The sequence below is a fragment of the Pseudarthrobacter quantipunctorum genome, from assembly GCF_045291495.1.
GTDB lineage: Bacteria > Actinomycetota > Actinomycetes > Actinomycetales > Micrococcaceae > Arthrobacter > Arthrobacter quantipunctorum.
In genome coordinates this window covers 1,987,691-2,007,736 of the sequence record NZ_CP148033.1, presented here as the reverse complement: position 1 = coordinate 2,007,736, position 20,046 = coordinate 1,987,691, and the positions used below count along the sequence as shown (strand labels likewise).

Annotated in this window: 18 protein-coding genes and 1 tRNA gene; 14 read left to right on the top strand and 5 right to left on the bottom strand. The window is 65.0% G+C overall.

The window, feature by feature from the left end; all coding sequences use genetic code 11:
* The first annotated feature begins 59 nt into the window (after positions 1–59).
* From WHH00_RS09305 to WHH00_RS09290, 4 genes are all read left to right on the top strand, one after another.
* Positions 60–1,205: a glycosyltransferase family 9 protein gene (locus WHH00_RS09305; protein ID WP_406638245.1), complete on the top strand. Its 1,146-nt coding sequence runs from the start codon at positions 60–62 to the stop codon at positions 1,203–1,205.
* Entirely contained in the window at positions 1,202–2,173 is a 972-nt protein-coding gene (locus WHH00_RS09300; RefSeq protein ID WP_406638243.1) for a glycosyltransferase family 9 protein, read from the top strand. The genes WHH00_RS09305 and WHH00_RS09300 overlap by 4 nt, the downstream gene beginning before the upstream one ends.
* A gap of 461 nt (positions 2,174–2,634) precedes the next feature.
* Positions 2,635–3,621: a metallophosphoesterase gene (locus WHH00_RS09295; protein WP_406638241.1), complete on the top strand. Its 987-nt coding sequence runs from the start codon at positions 2,635–2,637 to the stop codon at positions 3,619–3,621.
* A gap of 362 nt (positions 3,622–3,983) precedes the next feature.
* Positions 3,984–4,601 carry a hypothetical protein gene (locus WHH00_RS09290; protein WP_406638239.1) on the top strand — a complete coding sequence of 206 codons (618 nt, stop codon included), beginning with the start codon at positions 3,984–3,986 and terminating at the stop codon, positions 4,599–4,601.
* A gap of 510 nt (positions 4,602–5,111) precedes the next feature.
* Here WHH00_RS09290 and WHH00_RS09285 read toward each other — a convergent pair.
* Entirely contained in the window at positions 5,112–5,630 is a 519-nt protein-coding gene (locus tag WHH00_RS09285) for a hypothetical protein (protein WP_406638237.1), read from the bottom strand.
* A gap of 317 nt (positions 5,631–5,947) precedes the next feature.
* Positions 5,948–6,030 (bottom strand) — tRNA-Leu (locus WHH00_RS09280).
* Positions 6,031–6,201: 171 nt separating this feature from the next.
* Between WHH00_RS09280 and WHH00_RS09275 the strand changes: the two genes are divergently transcribed.
* Positions 6,202–7,506, top strand: a complete 1,305-nt coding sequence (locus WHH00_RS09275; RefSeq protein WP_406638235.1) for a M20/M25/M40 family metallo-hydrolase — start codon at positions 6,202–6,204, stop codon at positions 7,504–7,506.
* Between the two features lie 10 nt (positions 7,507–7,516).
* Complete coding sequence (locus WHH00_RS09270; protein WP_406638233.1) at positions 7,517–8,677, top strand: acyl-CoA dehydrogenase family protein; 1,161 nt, start codon at positions 7,517–7,519, stop codon at positions 8,675–8,677.
* On the opposite strand, the gene WHH00_RS09265 is transcribed toward WHH00_RS09270, so the two are convergent.
* Positions 8,674–8,907 (bottom strand): DUF5703 family protein, encoded by a 234-nt coding sequence (locus WHH00_RS09265; RefSeq protein ID WP_231454336.1) that lies wholly within the window; start codon positions 8,905–8,907, stop codon positions 8,674–8,676. The genes WHH00_RS09270 and WHH00_RS09265 overlap by 4 nt on opposite strands.
* Before the next feature lie 39 nt (positions 8,908–8,946).
* Here WHH00_RS09265 and WHH00_RS09260 point away from each other — a divergent pair, with 39 nt between their 5' ends.
* A complete protein-coding gene (locus tag WHH00_RS09260; RefSeq protein ID WP_104187157.1) occupies positions 8,947–9,213 on the top strand; it encodes a hypothetical protein in 267 nt (88 codons plus the stop codon).
* Between the two features lie 10 nt (positions 9,214–9,223).
* Here the strand turns inward: WHH00_RS09260 and WHH00_RS09255 are convergent, their stop codons facing one another.
* Entirely contained in the window at positions 9,224–10,159 is a 936-nt protein-coding gene (locus WHH00_RS09255; RefSeq protein ID WP_406638230.1) for an aldo/keto reductase, read from the bottom strand.
* Positions 10,160–10,211: 52 nt separating this feature from the next.
* On the opposite strand from WHH00_RS09255, the gene WHH00_RS09250 reads away from it, so the two are divergent.
* Positions 10,212–11,045, top strand: coding sequence for an undecaprenyl-diphosphate phosphatase (locus WHH00_RS09250; protein WP_231454334.1), 834 nt, complete (start codon positions 10,212–10,214; stop codon positions 11,043–11,045).
* 15 nt (positions 11,046–11,060) lie between these two features.
* On the top strand, positions 11,061–12,338 hold the full coding sequence (mshC, locus tag WHH00_RS09245) for a cysteine--1-D-myo-inosityl 2-amino-2-deoxy-alpha-D-glucopyranoside ligase (protein ID WP_406638228.1): 1,278 nt from the start codon (positions 11,061–11,063) through the stop codon (positions 12,336–12,338).
* A 50-nt stretch (positions 12,339–12,388) separates the two neighbouring features.
* On the opposite strand, the gene WHH00_RS09240 is transcribed toward mshC, so the two are convergent.
* Positions 12,389–13,294, bottom strand: a complete 906-nt coding sequence (locus tag WHH00_RS09240; RefSeq protein WP_231454332.1) for a PAC2 family protein — start codon at positions 13,292–13,294, stop codon at positions 12,389–12,391.
* Between the two features lie 151 nt (positions 13,295–13,445).
* On the opposite strand from WHH00_RS09240, the gene WHH00_RS09235 reads away from it, so the two are divergent.
* The 5 genes from WHH00_RS09235 (at position 13,446) to dop (ending at position 20,008) form a co-directional block, all read left to right on the top strand.
* Positions 13,446–14,183 (top strand): HAD family hydrolase, encoded by a 738-nt coding sequence (locus tag WHH00_RS09235; RefSeq protein ID WP_406638226.1) that lies wholly within the window; start codon positions 13,446–13,448, stop codon positions 14,181–14,183.
* Complete coding sequence (locus WHH00_RS09230; protein ID WP_406638224.1) at positions 14,180–15,346, top strand: site-2 protease family protein; 1,167 nt, start codon at positions 14,180–14,182, stop codon at positions 15,344–15,346. The genes WHH00_RS09235 and WHH00_RS09230 overlap by 4 nt, the downstream gene beginning before the upstream one ends.
* Before the next feature lie 93 nt (positions 15,347–15,439).
* Complete coding sequence (locus tag WHH00_RS09225; RefSeq protein WP_406638222.1) at positions 15,440–16,507, top strand: tRNA (adenine-N1)-methyltransferase; 1,068 nt, start codon at positions 15,440–15,442, stop codon at positions 16,505–16,507.
* A gap of 82 nt (positions 16,508–16,589) precedes the next feature.
* On the top strand, positions 16,590–18,341 hold the full coding sequence (arc, locus tag WHH00_RS09220; protein WP_231454328.1) for a proteasome ATPase: 1,752 nt from the start codon (positions 16,590–16,592) through the stop codon (positions 18,339–18,341).
* Entirely contained in the window at positions 18,338–20,008 is a 1,671-nt protein-coding gene (dop, locus tag WHH00_RS09215; protein ID WP_406638219.1) for a depupylase/deamidase Dop, read from the top strand. Before arc ends, dop begins: the two co-directional genes overlap by 4 nt.
* Positions 20,009–20,046 lie beyond the last annotated feature (38 nt).

Below are 20,046 nucleotides of genomic sequence, written 5' to 3'. Positions count from 1 at the left end.
CAGGGCAGCGGAGGACGCAACGCACAGCGCGGTCTCTGCATTATGAGTAAGGGGTATACGTGGAGCAGCTCACTGCAGAGTTCGGTGGTTCCCGGCGGGTTGGTACCGGTGTTGGTCCGGTCCTGGAAAAGTTCGAGGACGTGACCAGGATCGCTGTATTGCGGGGCGGAGGCTTGGGCGACCTGGTCTTTGCAATTCCGGCCATGTCCGCCCTCAAAGCGGCATATCCCGGCGCAACACTGACTTTGCTGGGCACGCCCGTGCACAAGGCACTGCTTGACGCAACCACAAGTCCCGTGGACGAGGTGTGCGTCCTGCCCTTTGCTGAAGGCGTCCGCCCGGGGCAGGAGGACGCGGAAGAACTGGAATCATTTTTTGACGGCATGCGCGGGCGCCGGTTCGACCTTGCCGTCCAGCTCCATGGCGGCGGGCGCTATTCAAACCCATTCCTCCTTCGCCTGGGAGCGCGGCACACGGTGGGCACGCGAACGGCGGACGCCGCCAGCCTGGAGCGGACCGTTCCCTACCTCTATTACCAGCACGAGCCGCTGAGGGCGCTGGAAGTCGCTGGCCTGGCCGGCGCCTTCCCCGTCGACCTGGAGGCACGCCTGGCGCCGGCGCCGGGACTGGCGCGCCCCGCCGTCGTTATGGACGACGGCGGCAGCGGGCCTTTGGTAGTGGTGCATCCGGGCGCCACTGATCCCCGCCGCCGGTGGCCGGTTGAGCGGTTTGCTGAACTGGCGGCAGGGTGCGCTGCGGACGGGTTCAGGGTGGTGGTTATCGGGGATGAGAGCGAGCAGGAACTGGCCGGACAGGTCGCGGAGCAGGCAGCCTCCGCCCACGTCCGTTCCCTGGCCGGGAACCTGGACATGGGCGGGCTTGTGGCGCTGCTGGCCCGTGCGGCAGTGGTGGTTGGCAATGACAGTGGCCCCCGGCACCTCGCCCAGGCGCTGGGAGTGCCCACCGTGGGAGTGTTCTGGGCGGGCAACGTCATCAACGCCGGGGCGCTGGGCCGGAGCCTGCACCGCATCCACGCATCCTGGGTGACGGCTTGCCCCTCCTGCGGGATAGACGTCACCCAGGTTGGCTGGACGGCGCCCCGGTGCCCTCACGACGACTCAGCCGTGGCCGATGTCGCGGTCCGTGACGTCTATGAGGACGTGCGGAGCCTGGCCGCGACCGAGCTGCCTCAAGAGGACGCATGAGCGGCGAAGAGGTCCTCACTGAGCCCGCGCCGGGGAACCTTGGCGGAGCAAAACCGGAACTGCTGGTGCTTAGGGCCTTAAAGCTGGGGGACCTGCTGGTGGCCGTACCCGCCCTTAAAGCCCTCCGCCGCGCCTTTCCCGATCATCGGCTGCGGTATGCGGCCCAGGGCTGGCTCTCGGAGGCGTTGGGGCTGGTGGGCGGCTATGAGCTCCTGCCCACCCACGGCCTGGACGAGCCGCTGGCTTTGAAACCCGGCGTGGTGGATGTGGCAGTCAACCTCCACGGCAGCGGCCCTGAGAGCCAAGGACGAATCGAGGCCTTGCAGGCGCGGCAGACTATCGGGCACAGAAGCCGGCACCGGGACGGCCCGCCGTGGCGTGCCCAGCTGCATGAAAGGGAGCGCTGGACCGCGCTCCTGGAGTGGCACGGCATCGAAGCCGATCCGCTGGACATCCAGCTGCAGGCGCCCCATCAGCCCAGCCCCGTTCCCGGAGCCACCGTCCTGCATGTCGGGGCAGCCTACGGCAGCCGCCTCTGGCCTGCGGAGCGGTTCGCCGCTGTTGCCTCCGCGCTCGCAGTGGCCGGGCACAACGTTGTTTTAACAGGCGGCGGCGGGGAAAGGGACCGCGCGGTGGAGGTGTGCCGTCAGTCCGGCCTTCCCGACGATGCCGTGCTGGCGGGGAGGCTGGGGCTGGGGGAGTTTGCCGCCACCATCGCAGCTGCCCGGCTGGTGATCTCCGCGGATACCGGTGCTGCGCACCTGGCCTCGGCCTACGGGACGCCGTCGGTGGTCTTGTTTGGGCCTGCTCCGCCCGAAATCTGGGGCCCGCCCCCGGGGCCCCACGTAGTCCTGACCCGGGCTGAGCTGCGGCGGGGCGACACGTTTGCCCATGAACCCGACCCCGCACTGCTGGCTGTCACCGTGCAGGATGTGCTGGCCGCTGTGGGGGAGCTGGGCGTCCTTTAGGGCCACGAAATCGCACCGGGAGCGGGCTCTCTGTGCGCCCGTGGTGCTTAAAATGCAGGTATGGGCACTGAGCTGGAAATTGCCTTGGTGTTGTCCACGGCGTTCCTTTGGATCATTGGCACATTCGCAATCCTGTCGGCCATTGACCGCCCGGAGAGGAGGGCCCGGCGCCGGGAGCGCCGGGCCAGCCGGGCGGGTGAGCGCCGCGTCCTGTACAGGACGGCAGTCAAGGGTTCGCGGCTCGCCAAAGGCACCAGGCCCCCACGGTCACTTCACCCGCATTGACGCTGCCCGTCGGGGCCCGTCGGGCCAGTCGGCCGGGGTTGTCACAGCGGCGGCGGCCGGTGTGGGCCCGGCCTGCCCATTGTCCTTCCCGGCCGCACCGGTAGGATCGCTTCAAGCTGCAAGGCCACTACACTTCCGCGGGAGTTGGTTCATCCATGATTCGTAGCAAGCGATCGGTGAGGCAGTTGCTGGCCGCCGGAATAGCAACGCTAAGCCTGGTTGCCCTGGCCGCCTGCGGATCGCCGGATGAAAAGTCGGTACATTTCACCGCCGCCGGAGACATAGGCCTGGGCGACGGCGCATTGGCAGTGCTGGACACGGTGGCTGAACTGAAGCCGGACTTCAACATCGCGCTGGGTGATTTCCCTTACGAGTCCGGTGCCGACCAGAAATTCTGCGACATGGTTACAGGAAAGCTGGGCGCGGAGTTCGCGTACCAGCTGCTTCCTGGAAACCATGAGAGTGACGGCTCGGACGGGGACATCAAGAAGCTGGCCCAATGCCTGCCGAACCGGCTTCCCGGCCTGCAAGGCGAATACGCCGAGCAGTGGTTCGCAGACGTTCCACAGGAACAACCACTGGCACGGATCATCGTCGTCTCACCTGGCATTGAATTCCCTGCTGGCAAGCTCGACTACTCAAAGGACAGCGAGCGGTGGAATTGGACGGAAAAGGCAATCGATGGAGCGCGGGAGGAGAATATCCCCTGGACCGTTGTCGCCATGCATACCCCCTGTTTCACCATGGGGCGGTATGCCTGCGCAGCGGGAGAAGCCCTCACCAACATGCTGATCGAGAAGAAGGTGGACCTCGTTCTTAGCGGCCATGAGCACCTGTACCAGCGGACCCGCCAACTCGGATTCAGTGACCGGTGTGAGTCTATGAGAGTCAAAACCGTTGAGAAAAGATGTGTGGTGGACACCGGAGATGCCATGACCCAAGGGAGGGGAACGGTCTTCGTCACTGTGGGTATTGGAGGGCGGACACCCCGCGAAATCAATATCGACGACCCCGAATCGCACTATTTCGCATCCTGGTCAGCCGGTAACCACAATTCGACACTGGGGACGCTGGACGTCACGGCGACCAACACCCGCATGGACGTGAAGCTTGTCCCGGCGGACGGCTACACCTTCTCAGATTCGTTCAGCATCCGGAAATAATCACGGACGCAGTGCGCACAGCAGCTCAATCTCAGGACGGGGTGAGCGGAACCGGCGACGGCTGGGGGCGAGCACACGTGGTCTCAGGCGTATGCTCTCGTCGCCGGTTCCGTGAACCACACTAGGATCCGGGAAAGGACTGCGCCCGAGTAGCTGGTACCTGCTTTGGCAGAACCCCGTACGCGGCCCACCGTGCTGGCAACCTGCACTGTAGGTACCGAGGCAAAAGTTCCGGGAATTCAATGATTTCCCGGGGCTTCCCTTTGGGCACATGACCGAACCCGGCTCCCGAGCCAGATACGGAACCACGGCTGGCCGGGCCTGTAGCCTGAAGCTACCGTTGAATCATCCTTGGGGGACTAATGAAACGCCTTGCCACCGTACTGCTCGCCGCGCCGCTGGTGCTGACCGGCTGTCTTGTGCCCTACGGTGGAGAGAACCTCAGGGGTGCCGCCACGGCAGTTCCCGGTCACGGCCACTCGCGCCTGGATGCGGCAGGCATCGAACAAATCAAGGCGTCCAAGGTCGCGCGCCTCGACATGTCCTCGGGGCAGCTGACCAAGAAGAGCGTCGGACTGGAAGATGGCAGCAGCGAGGCGCCCGACGTCCTCTTGCGTGATGGTTTGATGGCTCTGGAAATCCAGGGGCCAAGCGGCACGGTGAGCGCCGAGACTGACAGGCTACGCCTCAACGGCATGAACACCGGTTCTGACTTCAGCGAAGTCAGCTATTTCCTCACCGCACCGTCCCTGGAGGATTACGTTGCACTGATCCGCGACGGAGTGGACCGCTACGGCATCGACAGGGAATCGGCTGAGGAGTGGATCCAGTCCATCTCCAGCCGCTCGGATGACAAGAGTGACTTCGCTATCACCCCGGGAACATCGACGGGGCTGGAAATCACCTACGACCTTCGGTACGACGGGTCGAAGGAAACCCAGGTCGTCATCGTGCACGTCAACCCGCTGCCGACCCACTGATAGACGTCCATCAGTGGGACCCCGCGCGCCCGGTATTCTGCCGGAAACGATATGACTGCCAGGGGGACCAGGGCCAGAAATTGTCACCAATCAAGGCCAGCACCGAGCGTTCGGGAGCACCCAATCGGCACCCCTGCTCCCGGGCAGCAGCCTGACCTCCAAGCTTGACGAGGCGACCCGTACGAAACTGATCGCCGCCGGCGTCGACCTGGTGGGTTAGCGTCTCGGGATCCAGTGCGGAATCGACGAGGCCAGGAACAAATACCCGGTCCTCACCCCTGACCTCACATTGGCCGACAGCCAGGTGTGTGTTGAGATCGACCGGATAACGTCCACGCCGACAGGGTGGAGCAGGACCCGGCGCGCCAGCGGAGTGCTGGCCGACGCCGGCTTGCGCCCGGTCGAGCCCGCGTCCCGGTGCGGCGACTGCTCCCTGTGACGAGCCCTCCTCCACGATGAGCTGCTACCGGTTATCCATGAGAATGCGTGAACCCGTTGTGTTGCCGGTAATCACTTTCGACGCTCAAGCCACCGTGCGTAAAGCTCGCCGCTGTTCTTCAGGACCGAGGTCGAATAGGCCAGGCCGCCGGTGATGCTCATCAGGGTTGCGCCGACAAAGCCAATGATGGGAAGGAGCTCGTGGGACTTGCCCTCGGGGATGAACAGGATCAAGGCGGCTACGATCACTACAGAAACGATCACCGAGACTTTGATGGCCAGCGGATTGGTGCGGAGCGCCTGCTCTACGCGCGGGATGTCGGAGGCCGGCTTCGGAAGCTTCCGTGAGAACCGGACGCCCAGCGTGACGAGCCAGCCCAGAGCCGAGAGCCCCGCGCCCAGAGCCATCGTGAAGATGCCCCGCTCGGGGTCCTGGCCAAGCAACCCGGAGAGCCCCGCATCGACCGCCCCGGGGATAGTGATCACGGCCCCGTACCACCAGGCAAAGAACACCCACGTCCGGCGCTGCGCGTAGCCGAAGGCCTGGACCCGTGGATCTGTTGCCACCGCGGCGGCATCCCCCAATGTCATAGACCGCACTCTACCGACGTCGACCACCAACGCCTTCATCTCAATGGCCGAGGTGACAGTCGGTAATGCCGGCAAACGGCAGTGCTCCCCGCATACATGGCGCATAACACCGAATCAGGACTGCGGGCGCTGATTCATGGAGGGGGCGGTGTCCTCACACACGAACGTTACTGAGCCGGGCCGACGTGTGCATTTTTCGATACAGGCCATGCAATTGACTACGCGCGCGGCCCCCTTGGTGGCGCACATCCATCATGGCGTGGTTGGAGACACAAAAAGCCCCGGAAAATCAGTGATTTTCCGGGGCTTTCCCATTGTGCGCGGAGGGGGACTTGAACCCCCACCCCCTTTCGAGGACTAGCACCTCAAGCTAGCGCGTCTGCCATTCCGCCACCCGCGCAGGTGGTGATTCGGAAACCGTTTCCGCCTTTCAGCGTTTCGCGTTTCTCCGAAGCAGCGAGAAAAACTCTAACACGACTTTTCCCGAAACATCGAATCGGGCTGAGTGGGTAGGCTGAGGGCAGCACATCAGCGCTGCACCAGCCAGTCATTGCCCAGTGAGGAGCCCTCCATGCCTGACGTCCTGCCCGAGGATGAAGTTGTCCGGATCTGCCAGGAACTCATCCGGATAGACACCTCCAACTTCGGCGACGGCTCGGGCCCGGGTGAGCGCGCGGCGGCAGAGTATGCCGCCGGCCTTATTGAGGAAGTCGGCCTGGACGCCGAAATCTTTGAGTCCGCACCGGGGCGGGCAAACGTGGTCACCCGCATGGCGGGCGAAGACCCGTCCGCCAGCGCCCTGGTGGTCCACGGACACCTGGACGTGGTCCCGGCGCTTCGGGACCAGTGGTCTGTGGACCCGTTCGGCGCTGAACTGAAGGACGGGCTGATTTGGGGACGCGGCGCCGTCGACATGAAAGACATGGACGCCATGATCCTTGCGGTGCTGCGGGGATTCGCCCGCACGGGCAAGAAGCCCAAGCGGGACATCATCTTCGCCTTCTTCGCGGACGAGGAAGCCGGCGGCGCCTACGGTGCCCGCTACGCCGTGGACAAGCGTCCGGAGCTGTTCGAGGGCGCCACCGAGGCCATCTCCGAGGTGGGCGGATTCTCGGCCACTATTGGCGGCCAGCGGACGTACCTCCTCCAAACCGCGGAGAAGGGCATCTCATGGCTGCGGCTTGTGGCCCACGGCAGGGCGGGCCACGGCTCCCAAATCAGCACCGACAACGCCGTGACGCGCCTGGCCGGAGCCGTCACGCGCATCGGCGAATACAAGTGGCCCATCGAGCTGACCCCCACCACCCGGCAGTTCCTTGACGGGGTGACGGAACTCACGGGCGTGGAGTTCGACGCCGACAACCCTGATGTCCTGCTGAGCCAACTGGGAACCGTAGCCCGGTTCGTTGGGGCAACACTGCAGAACACCACCAACCCCACGCTGCTCAAGGGCGGCTACAAGCACAACGTGATTCCGGAATCCGCTGAGGCATTGATCGACTGCCGCACCCTGCCCGGCCAGCAGGAACACGTCCTTGAGATCGTCCGCGAACTGGCCGGCACGGGCGTCGACGTCAGCTACGTGCACCAGGACGTCTCACTGGAGGTGCCCTTCGCGGGCAACCTGGTGGACTCCATGATCGACGCCCTGCACTCCGAGGACCCGGGTGCCAAGGTCCTGCCGTACACCCTCTCCGGCGGCACGGACAACAAGTCACTGAGCAGGCTTGGCATCACCGGATATGGGTTCGCGCCCCTGATGCTGCCGGACGAGCTGGACTTCACCGGCATGTTCCACGGCGTGGACGAGAGGGTTCCCGCAGATTCGCTGAAGTTCGGTGCGCGGGTCCTCAACACCCTCCTCACCAACTACTGACGCGGCCGCCATGACCCCCGAGGAAGTCCTGCCCGACGCCCTCCTGGAGCGGATCCGCGGCCGTGCCGCCGGCTATGACCGGGACAACGCGTTCTTCCATGAGGACCTTGAGGAACTGGTGGGGGCCGGTTACCTGAAAATATTCGTTCCAGCGGACGACGGCGGCCTGGGCTTTGGCCTCGAAGCGGTGGCGCAGTGCCAGCGCAGGCTCGCAACGGCCGCCCCCGCCACCGCACTGGCCGTCAACATGCACCTGGTGTGGACCGGCGTCGCGCATGTCCTCAAAGCCCGCGGCGACAGCTCCCTTGACTTCATCCTCAAGGAAGCGGCGGACGGCGCGATCTTCGCCTTCGGCAACTCCGAGGCCGGCAACGATTCGGTCCTGTTCGATTCACGGACCACGGCGGCTCCCTTGCCGGACGGCGGGTACTCCTTCACAGGGACGAAGATTTTCACCAGCCTCTCGCCGGCGTGGACCCGCCTGGGGATTTTCGGCAAGGACCCGGATGCCCGGGAAGGGGAAGGCGAACTGGTCCACGGCTTTATCACCCGGGACACGCCGGGATACCGCATCGTCGATGACTGGGACACCCTGGGCATGCGGGCGAGCCAGTCCAACACCACCGTCCTGGATGGTGCCGTTGTCCCGCCGGAAAGGATCTTCCGCAAGATCCCCGTCGGTCCCAGCAGGGACCCGCTGATCTTCGCCATCTTCGCCTGTTTCGAGACACTGCTCTCGGCCGTCTACACGGGGGTGGGGGAGCGTGCCCTCGCGGTGGGCGTGGAAACCGTGAAGCGGCGCACCTCGTTCAAGAACAACGGACGCAGTTACGCTCAGGATCCGGACATCCGCTGGAAGGTTGCGGAGGCAGCCATGGCCATGGACGCTCTGTATCCGCAGCTGTCCTCGGTGGCCGCGGACGTGGACGCCCTGGCAGACCACGGAGCGCAGTGGTTCCCAAAGCTGGTGGGTCTGAAGGTGAACGCTACGGAGACTGCGCGGAAGGTTGTGGACCTGGCCATCCGCGTCAGCGGGGGATCGAGCTATTTTCGCGGCTCAGAACTGGAGCGGCTCTACCGGGACGTGCTGGCAGGCATGTTCCATCCGTCCGATGACGAGTCCGCCCACAACACTGTTGCCAACGCCTGGCTGGGTCCGCTGGAAGGCTAGACCGTACGCTGGACCTGCAGGACCCGCCGGCGCAGCCAGAACCGCCGTCCGCCGCCCACATAAAGCTTGCTGCGCTCCAGCTCCCACTTGCCGTACTCGGAATGTTCCACCAGGCGGCGCCTTGCCTCAGGCAGTGAATCCTCAGGACTGACCGTCAGCACGAGGTACTCGTACTGCCTCAAATAGTCCCGTTCCCGCTGGACCGAGCTGGTGAGAAATTGTTCCTTCATTGCTCTCCATTTTCGTCCTTTTCCGGCTAACGTGAAGTCATGAGCATCGATCCGCGTGTCGCGCTTCAGTCCTTGACCACCGCTATGGAAGAACACCTTATAGCAGCATCCAACCGCCGCGGAGATGGTGACCCCTCCGTGGAGGCAGCGTTTTTTGCGGTCGCAGACGCCTTCGAAGTTTACGAAGATGCGCTCTATGAGGCCTACAACGAGGTGACGCCGCTCCAGGTCTTTGACGACGAGGACGACGAGGACGAAGAAAGCGACGTGGATGACGATGAGGACCTGGAAATCGTCCAGGAGTAGGGCCGCGGACTTACAGCGGCGCTGAAACATCCTCAAGGGCCCGGGCAATTTCGGGCGGCAGCGGCGTGAGCTGCGCGTCCAGGAGCTCTTTCAGCTGCGCGGGTGTGCGCGGACCCACGATGGCAGTAGCCACGCCGTGCTGGGACAGGAGCCAGCTGAGGGATACGTCCTGCGGTGTCCGCCCCAGTCCCTTGGCCGCCATGCACACGGCTTCCACGGTCCGGGAGGGCTTCTCCTCAAGGTAGGGCTCGACGTACCCGGCCTCGGCTGCCGATGCCGCCCGGGATCCGGAGGGAATGCTCCCGCGGTACTTGCCGGTCAGCACGCCGCGTCCCAATGGCGCCCAGGCCATGAGGCCCAGTCCGGCGTCTTCAACCGCAGGGATAAGCTCAGCCTCGGGCCGTCGCTGCAGGAACGAGTACTCGGCCTGGGCGGCCACCAGGGGGAACCCGGCAACCGCAGCAGCCTTCGCCGTCTGCCACCCGTTGAAGTTTGAAACGCCGGCGTAGCGCGCCCGGCCGGAGCGGACGGCAAATTCCAGGGCGGACAGGGTTTCGTCCAGCGGAACGTTGGCGTCCCAGGCCTGGGCAAACCAGATATCCACGTAGTCGGTACCGAGCCGGGCCAGGCTGGCGTCAAGTCCGGTGAGCATGGCGTTGCGGGACGTGTCCACGCCGCGCCGGCCGTCCGGCGTCGTCATCCCTGCCTTGGTGGAGATGGAAATCTCCGTGCGCGCCACGACGTCGCCCAGCAGCGATCCGATCATGGCCTCCGAGCGGCCGTCGGCGTAGGACGCGGCAGTATCAACGTGGCGGCCGCCCGCATTAAGGAAGGTGCGCAGGAGTTCCGAGGCGTCCTGTTCGTCGGTTTCGCCGGCCCAGCCCATGGTGCCGAGGGAAAGGGCGGACACACGCAATCCACTGTTGCCGACGTAACGCTGCTGCATAGCAGCAAGCTTACGGCCAGAAGAGGCACCGCCTATGACGTAGGGTCTTAGCGTGAACTGGTTTGAGGCGGCCCTGCTGGGCCTAGTGCAGGGTTTGACCGAATTTCTACCGATTTCATCAAGTGCGCATCTTCGGATTGTGGGGCAATTCCTGCCCAATGCGGCTGACCCGGGGGCAGCGTTCACAGCCATCACCCAGTTGGGTACCGAGACCGCGGTCCTGGTCTACTTCTGGCGGGACATCGTCCGGATCGTCAAGGGCTGGACGGGTTCGCTGACCGGCAAGGTATCGCGGCAGGACCCGGACGCCAGGATGGGGTGGCTGGTCATCCTGGGCAGCCTTCCGATCATCATTCTGGGCCTCCTGTTTCAGGACCAGATCGAGTCCGTGCTCCGCAGCCTGTGGATCGTGGCCACCATGCTGATCGTCTTCGGGCTCTTCCTGGCGGTCGCTGATGCCATCGGCACGCAGGAGCGGGACCTCAGCCGGCTGACCTACAAGCACGGCATCCTCTATGGCTTCGCCCAGGCCCTGGCATTGATTCCCGGCGTTTCCAGGTCCGGCGGAACCATCACGGCCGGCCTCCTGATGGGTTACACCCGCGAGGCCGCCGCACGCTATTCGTTCCTTCTGGCCATCCCTGCGGTGTTCGGCAGCGGGTTCTACCAGCTCTACAAGACGGTCACCAATGAGGGCATCGCCGGCCCCTACGGACTGCCGGAAACCGCCCTGGCCACGATGATTGCCTTCGTTGTGGGATACGTCATCATCGGCTGGTTCCTGAAGTTCGTGTCCACCCGCAGTTACCGTTTGTTTGTCTGGTACCGGATCTTCCTTGGCCTGGCCCTGTACCTCCTGCTCGGTTTCAATGTCATCAGCGCCTAGCACTAGGCTTGGTGTGTGAAATCCTGGATATCCCGCCCCGTTCCTGACGTGCCCGGAAGCATGCCCGCCATCCGGCTGTTCGACACAGCGGTGCGCCGCGAGGTGGTATTGGAGAACGAGAAACGGCCGTCCATGTACGTCTGCGGCATCACGCCGTACGACGCCACCCACATGGGGCACGCATCCAGCTACGTGGCTTTTGACCTCCTGAACCGCGCCTGGCGGGACTCCGGCCGCGACGTAGCCTATGTGCAGAACGTCACGGACGTTGACGATCCCCTCCTGGAACGTGCCGAGGCCACGGGTGTCGACTGGCGGGACCTGGCTGCCGGCCAGATCGAGCTTTTCCAGACGGACATGGAAGCACTGAATGTCCTGCCTCCGGACCACTACGTGGGGGCTGTGGAGTCCATCGGACTAATAGTGCCGGAAGTGGAACGGCTGGTGAGCCTTGGGTTGGCCTACACAGTGCCGGGCACCAATGGCGAACCCGACGGGGATGTCTATTACGACGTCGAGGCGGCAGGCAAACAGTCCGTCGCACCGGATGCGTGGTCCCTGGGTTGCATCTCCGGGCTGTCCGAGAGCGAGATGCTCGAGCTCTTTGCGGAACGCGGCGGCGACCCCGGACGGGCCGGCAAGCGGCAGTCCCTTGACCCGCTCCTTTGGCGCGTTGCGCGCGAAGGGGAACCGAGCTGGCCCGGCGGCAGCCTGGGAGCAGGCAGGCCAGGCTGGCATATCGAGTGCACGGTCATCGCACAGAAGTACCTGCCTTCACCCTTCACCGTCCAGGGCGGCGGTTCGGACCTTATATTCCCGCACCACGAGATGGGCGCCGGACACGCCTACTCCCTTGCGGGTGTTCCGCTGGCTAAGCACTACGCCCACGCCGGCATGGTGGGCCTCGATGGCGAGAAGATGAGCAAGTCCAAGGGAAACCTGGTGCTCGTCTCGAAACTTCGGGCGGCAGGGGAGGAGCCGGCCGCAATCCGCCTTGGCATCCTCGCCCACCACTACCGCTCCGACTGGTCCTGGACCAACGAAGGGTTCGAGGAGGCGAAGGCCACACTGGTTGCGTGGCGCCGGGCCCTGCGCCACGCTCCCGAGGGATCCGCCGCGCCGCTTGTGGCCGGGATGCGCGCAGCGCTTGCCGCCGACCTCAACGCTCCTGCCGCAGTTGCGGCGGTCTCCCGCTGGGCGGAGCAGGCAAACGCCGACGGCGGACCGGCAAGTCCTGCCGACCAGGCCCTGGTCAGGGACGCGGTGGACGCTTTGCTGGGAGTGGTCCTCTAAAACGGCCCCTCACGGCATGGTGCCGCACCCTGACTGCACGGCGGTGCCGTTCAGGGCCGGTCCTGGCCCCGGCGCTTGAGGTAACGCTCAAATTCCCGGGCAATCGACTCGCCGGTGGCTTCCGGGAGATCCGCCGTGTCCTTGGCTTCCTCGAGCTGCCGGACGTAGGCCGCGATTTCGGGATCCTCGGTGGCCAGTTCGTCCACCCCCCGCTCCCAGGCGTCCGCTTCCTCAGCCAGTTCGTGCGTATCCAGCGGAACCTGCAGCAGTTCCTCGATCCGGTGCAGCAGCGCCAGCTGGGCTTTCGGCGAGGGCGCCTGGGCCACATAGTGCGGGACGGCGGCCCACAGCGAAATCGTGGGGATGCCTGCCAGCAACGCCACCTCCGACAGCACGCCGACAATACCCACCGGGCCTTCATACTGCGAGGCCTCCAGGTTCATCCGTTCGCGCAGCGGGGCGTCGTCCGACGAGGTGCTGACCGGAATCGGCCTGCTGTGCGGAACGTCCGCCAGCAAAGCTCCCACCAGCACAACGTAGTCAACGTTCAGCGCCTCGGCGTGGACCAGGAGTTCCGCCGTGTAGGCACGCCATTTATAGGACGGCTCTGTGCCCTGGACAAAGATGACATCCACGTTCGAGTCCGGAGCGCTTGCCTTATAGATGCGCGTGGAGGGCCACTTGATCTTGCGTTCTCCGGCTGCGTTCCGGCGCACGGTGGGGCGCGTGAACTGGAAGTCGTAATACTCGTCGGCGTCGATGGAGGCCACTTTCTTGCCGCCCCACAGTTTGTTCAGGTAGCGCAGGGAGTCGCTGGCCGCTTCCCCGGCGTCATTCCAGCCTTCAAAGGCGGCAAGCATCACTGTTACGCGTTGTCCGTCAGCAACAGGCTGCAGGAACCGCTCCCGTTCGGGCCCGGCACCCGGTTCTGTGGTGTCTCCCTCGAAGCTATTCATTTCTTCACCCTACGTCCAAGGACCGCGGCTGTGCATTGAATGAAGCGCCAGAACATCGCGCAAATGCAGTGCGGCCGGTCAGGGGGAGCCCCATATTCGCCAAGGGCGTAGCCATCAGCCGGCGCCCAGGCAGTCCCCGTAGACTTGGGGCATGCGATTGCCAGCCGACAGTTCCCCGCTCAAAGCCGTCCTGTGGGACATGGATGGGACGATCGTTGATACTGAGCCCTACTGGATCGCCGCCGAGCGCGCGCTGGTGGAGGAACACGGCGGGACCTGGTCCCATGACCAGGCCATGCAGCTGGTTGGCCAGTCGCTGACGTTCTCCGCCGGGCTGCTCCAGGAAGCCGGCGTAGAGCTGGAAATCCGGGACATCATCGACACCCTCACCGGCTCGGTGGTCAGCAGCGTCCAGCGCCAGGTACCGTGGCGGCCCGGTGCCCGTGAGCTCCTTGAGGAACTCCACATTGCCGGTGTCCGGTGCGCACTGGTCACCATGTCCGAGGGTCCGCTGGCCAGGCAGGTAGTGGCAAGCCTTCCGCGGCAATACTTCGAGATCCTGGTCACCGGGGACACCGTTGCCCAGGGCAAACCACACCCCGAGGCGTACCTGACCGCCGTCGAATGGCTGCGGGACGCGGACCCGGACCTGGCCCTGCACCACTGCGTGGCACTGGAGGACTCGGTGCCCGGCGTGTCCGCTGCCGTGGCGTCCGGCGTGGCAACTGTTGCGATACCGCATATTGTTCCGCTGCCCGAGGATGAGCGCTACACCCTCTGGGATTCCCTGGCCGGCCGCACGGTGGCCGACCTCGAATCGCTCCTGCCCGGCGGCCAGGGACTGCACGGGTTCGTGGACGCGGCCCGTCCGTTCGGGGACCACCGGTGACGGAAACTACCGTCCCGGTCAGGCGCGAAGGCATTCCGCTGGGCAGGATCGCGGGCGTCCCCGTGGTGCTGGCCTATTCCTGGTTCATCATCGCCGCCTTCACGGTGATCGTTTACGGGCCCGTCCTGGCCCGGCAGAACCCGGCCCTCGGCGTCAGTGCCTACATCGTGGCGTTCGCGTACGCCGTCCTGCTCCTCGTTTCGGTCCTGGTCCACGAACTCGCCCACGCCCTGACGGCCAGAATCTATGGCTGGCCCACGCAGAAGATCGTGCTCAACCTGTGGGGCGGACACACCCAGTTTGAAAGCTTCACCGCGTCGCCCGGACGCTCCGTCCTGGTGGCCCTCGCCGGACCTGCCGCTAACTTCGTCCTGGCCGGAGGAGCCTGGCTGCTCCTTAGCACGGCAAGCATGGGCAGCGTTGCGGAAATCCTCACCAACATCTTTATGTGGGCGAACTTCCTGATTGCCGTGTTCAACGTCCTCCCGGGTCTTCCCCTGGACGGCGGACGGCTGGTCGAATCGGCCGTGTGGAAGGCCACCGGCAGCCAGGCCAAGGGCACGGTTGCGGCTGGCTGGGGAGGCCGGATCATCGTCGTCGCCATCGGTTACTGGTTTGTTGCCAGGCCGTTGCTTGCCGGGGATGCTCCTGATTTCAGCCTCCTGATGATCACTGTGCTGGTGGGTGGTTTCCTGTGGATGGGCGCCTCGGCATCGATCCAGCAGGGGACCCTTCGGGGCCGGCTCCACCTGGTCAGCGCGGCGGGGCTTTCGACTCCCGCTGCCGGCCTGCCATCTACCGCCACGGTGGAGGACGCCCTGAAATACGGTCGCGGGGACGCTACGGCGCTGGTGGTCTGCGGACCGGGCGGCCGGCCGGAGGGCGTTGTGGATTCCGCTGCACTGTCCTCGGTTCCTGCCCACGCCGCGGCGTCAACCCCCATCACCGCCGTTTCCTACGCGCTGTCTCCCGGCGCCTACGTCCCCGAATGGTCCAAGGGGCAGGAGCTGCTCCAGTTCCTGTCCCAGCTGGAAGGGCGGCACTACGCCGTCGTAGACCACAACGGCAAGGTCACCGGACTGCTCGCTCAGGACGCTGTCCTGGCCGCCATCACGGGCAAACCCCGGCGGCCCGATACACGCCGGCAGGGCCAAAACCGGTAGAGTTACCTGCCGGCCGGTGCTTTGCCGCCGCACACGCCGGATTGTTTCCACACGACATGCAGGCGCCACAGTTTTACAGGAGCGAGGAAAGTCATGAGCAGCGAAACCGCCGTCAACGAAGCCACAGAAGCAGCGGTCCCGGCCGGGGCTGCAGCCAGCGGCTCGCAGCCGGTGGGCGCCGCCCGGCGCCGGGGTCCCTTCCGCGAGGGGGAGCGTGTCCAACTGACGGACGAACGCGGCCGCATGAACACCATCACCCTCGAGAGCGGCGGCGCATTCCATACCCACCGCGGTTTCCTGAACCACGACGACATCATCGGCAAGGTGGACGGTTCCGTTGTTGTGAACAACGTTGGGCAGCAGTACCAGACCCTGCGCCCCCTGCTGTCCGACTTTGTCCTGTCCATGCCGCGCGGCGCCGCCGTGGTCTACCCCAAGGACGCCGGGCAGATTGTTACCATGGCGGATATTTTCCCCGGCGCCCGCGTCGTGGAAGCCGGCGTTGGTTCCGGTGCGCTGTCCATCTCGCTGCTCCGGGCCGTGGGGGACAACGGATATTTGCACTCTTTTGAACGGCGTGAAGAGTTCGCTGACATCGCCCGCGGCAACGTAGAGACAATCTTTGGCGGCCCGCACCCCGCCTGGCAGGTATCGCTGGGCGACTTCCAGGAAGAGGTTGTCCGCAGTGAGGCACCTGGCTCCGTGGACCGCGTGGTGCTGGACATGCTGGCCCCTTGGGAATGCCTCGATGCCGTGGCCACCGTACTCGCTCCCGGCGGTGTCTGGATCAACTACGTCGCCACCGTCACCCAGCTTTCCCGCACTGCCGAAGCCATCCGGGCGGACGGCCGTTTCACCGAGCCCGATGCCTGGGAATCCATGGTGCGCGGCTGGCACCTGGAAGGGCTCGCCGTCCGGCCTGACCACCGGATGGTGGCACATACCGGCTTCCTGCTGGTCACCCGGCGCCTGGCGGACGGCGTCACCGGCATCTCCGTCAAGCGCCGCCCGTCCAAGACAGACTTCAACGAAGAGGACGTCAACGCGTGGACGCCGGGTGCGGTGGGGGAGCGGCAGGTCTCCGACAAGAAGCTTCGGCGGGCAGCCCGGGACGCTATCGCGGGCACCCACGTCAAGGATGATCCAGAGGTCACGAACTAGTCCACATTTCGGGAGTCTCCATCCCTACCTGCCATCTTGGGGCTAATGTCTTAATAGAAGCGCAGGAAGGGGCTGATACATCATGGAGACACCAAACCAGGACTCCGGACGTACACCGGCAGAGCAGTCTGCCGCCAACGACCTCTCGGTTGCAGACCGCCAGGTCAACATCCTCCGGGACAAGCTGAGGCATATTGACCGGCAGTTGGCTGCGGCAACGCAGAACAACACCAAGCTGGTCAGCATGCTTGAGACCGCCAAGGCCGAAATCCTCCGGCTGAAGAACGCCCTGGACCAGGAAGGCCAGCCGCCCTACAGCTTCGGCACCATACTCCAGCTCAATCCCAAGCGTCAGCCGGCCCCCGGCAGCAGCGGACAGGCGGCAACCGAGGAATCGGTTGACATCTTCAACGCCGGCCGGAAAATGCGCGTCGGCATCAGCCCCCTGGTGAACATCAACCAGCTGGCGGTTGGCCAGGAGGTCCTCCTGAACGAGGCGCTCCTCGTTGTTGCCGGGCTCGGCTACGAGCGCGCCGGTGAGCTGGCCACGCTCAAGGAAATGCTGGGAGCGGACCGCGCCCTCGTGGTGGGCCGCGCCGACGAAGAACGCGTCGTCCGGCTTTCCGGGGCGCTCCTCGCCGAAAAGCTCCGGGTGGGCGACGCCCTTTCCATCGACTCAAGGACCGGATACGCCCTCGAAAAGGTGCCGCGCTCCGAGGTGGAGAACCTGGTCCTGGAAGAAGTCCCGGACATCACGTATGAGGACATTGGTGGCCTGGGGCCCCAGATCGAGCAGATCCGCGACGCCGTCGAACTGCCGTTCCTCCACCCCGACCTCTACCGCGAGCACGGGCTCAAGGCACCCAAGGGCATCCTGCTCTACGGTCCTCCCGGCTGCGGCAAAACCCTCATTGCCAAGGCCGTGGCCAACTCGCTGGCGGCGCGTGCTGCGGAGCGTTCCGGAAACGTGGACCTCAAAAGCTATTTCCTGAACATCAAAGGACCCGAACTCCTTGACAAGTACGTTGGTGAAACTGAACGGCACATCCGGCTGATCTTCTCCAGGGCACGCGAAAAAGCCTCGGACGGCAGCCCTGTGGTGGTGTTTTTCGATGAGATGGATTCGCTTTTCCGCACCCGCGGCACCGGTATCTCGTCCGACGTCGAAACAACCATCGTGCCGCAGCTGCTCAGCGAGATCGACGGCGTGGAGCGGCTGGACAACGTGATCGTCATCGGCGCGTCCAACCGCGAGGACATGATCGATCCGGCCATCCTCCGGCCGGGCCGGCTGGACGTGAAGGTCAAGATCCACCGTCCCGACGCCGAGGCCGCCGCTGACATTTTCAACAAGTACATCACTACCGACCTTCCGTTCCACGAATCGGACCTGGCAGAGCATGACGGCGACGTGCAGGCCACGGTGGACGCCATGGTCCAGCGGACGGTGGAAGCCATGTACTCCACGGACAAGTCCAACGAGTTCCTGGAGGTCACCTACGCCAACGGGGACACCGAGATGCTGTACTTCAAGGACTTCAACTCCGGCGCCGTGGTGCAAAACGTGGTGGACCGGGCCAAGAAGTACGCCATCAAGGACCTCCTGACCACCCACCAAAAGGGGCTTCGGATCGAGCACCTGCTGCGCGCCGTCGTGGACGAGTTCCGCGAGCACGAGGACATGCCCAACACCACCAACCCTGATGACTGGGCACGGATCTCCGGCAAGAAGGGCGAACGGATCACGTACATCCGCACCATTGTCCAGGGCAAAGCCGGCCAGGAACCCGGCAAATCCATTGAGACGATGCCGACAACAGGCCAGTATCTATGACCGCTGCACCGGAGCCCGCCGCCGGGGGAGCATTGCCGGCCGGCGGGGCCATGCGGGTCATGGGCGCGGAAACCGAATACGGCATCCACGCCCCGTCCGCACCTTCGGCCAATGCCACCATGATGAGCGCCAGGGTGGTCCAGGCCTATGCACAGGTAACCCGCCAGCGCGCCGCCGGCGGCGCCGAGACCCGCTGGGACTACACGGACGAGGAGCCGCTCCATGACGCCCGCGGGTGGACAGTGGACCGCAGTTCCGCCCACCCAAGCCAGCTGACGGACCAGCCGCCGGTACTGGATGCGGAGGCGGTGGCGCTGGCTTACGGCCGCGAGGAACTTGAGCTCGACGGCCAGGACGAGTCCGGGACCCTCCTGATGAACATGGTCCTGGGCAACGGTGCCCGGCTCTATGTGGACCACGCGCATCCCGAGTACTCCAGCCCCGAGGTCACCAATCCCCGGGATGCCGTGAGATGGGATGCGGCCGGCGACCTGGTGGCGCTGGCCGCCGTTCGCCGCCTTGCTGCGGATCCGGACCTTCCGCCGGTCAATCTCTACAAGAACAACACGGACAACAAATCCGTTTCCTACGGCTCCCATGAGAACTACCTCATGCCGCGCTCCGTGCCCTTCGGCGATATTGTGCGCGGGCTGACGCCGTTCTTCGTCAGCCGCCAAATCATGTGCGGGTCTGGCCGGGTGGGCATCGGCCAGGACGCCTCGACTCCGGGATACCAGATCAGCCAGCGCGCGGATTTCTTCGAGGCCGAAGTCGGCCTGGAAACCACCATCCGCCGGCCTATCATCAACACCCGGGATGAGCCCCACGCGACCGCAGACAAGTACCGGCGCCTCCACGTCATCATTGGGGACGCCAACCTCAGCCAGGTCTCCAACTACCTGAAGTTCGGAACCACGGCGATGGTGCTCAGCCTGATTGAGGCAGGACTGGCGCCAAAGGTCGAAGTCTACGAGCCGGTCGCCGCACTCCAGGCAGTGAGCCACGACACCGCGCTCACCGCCAGGCTGCGGCTGCTCGACGGCAGGCGGGTCACCGCCCTGGACCTCCAATGGATGTACCACGAGGCCGCTGCCAAGCTGGCGCAGGACACCGGTGTGGGAGACAAGGTGGACGGCGACGGGCACACGCACGATGTCCTGGAACGCTGGGCCGCCGTCCTCACCCAGCTCGACAACGACCGCGCCGCTGCCGCTTCCTCGGTGGAATGGCTGGCCAAACTGTCGCTGCTCAACGGATACCGGGAACGTGACGGGCTGGAATGGAACGACGCCCGGCTGGGACTCGTCGACCTCCAGTGGGCAGACATCAGGCCGGAAAAGGGCCTGTACTACCGGTTCCTCGCCAGGAACCGGATGCAGAGGATCCTTGAAGATGCGGCGATTGCGGGAGCAGTTTCCGAACCTCCGGCGGACACCCGGGCATTCTTCCGCGGCAGGTGCATCAGCAGCTTCGGCAAGGATGTGGTGGGCGCCAGCTGGGACTCCGTCATCTTCGATGTCCCGGGATACGGGCGGCTCCAGCGCGTGCCCACCAGGGAACCCCTCCGGGGAACCAAAGCCCTGACCGGCGCGTTATTCGAACGCTACCGGGAAGCGGGCCCGTTCCTGGCAGAGCTTCTGGGACATAACGCTCCGCCTGCGGCGTAAACCGCCCCCGGAAGCCCACACCGTGGCAGGATGGGCAT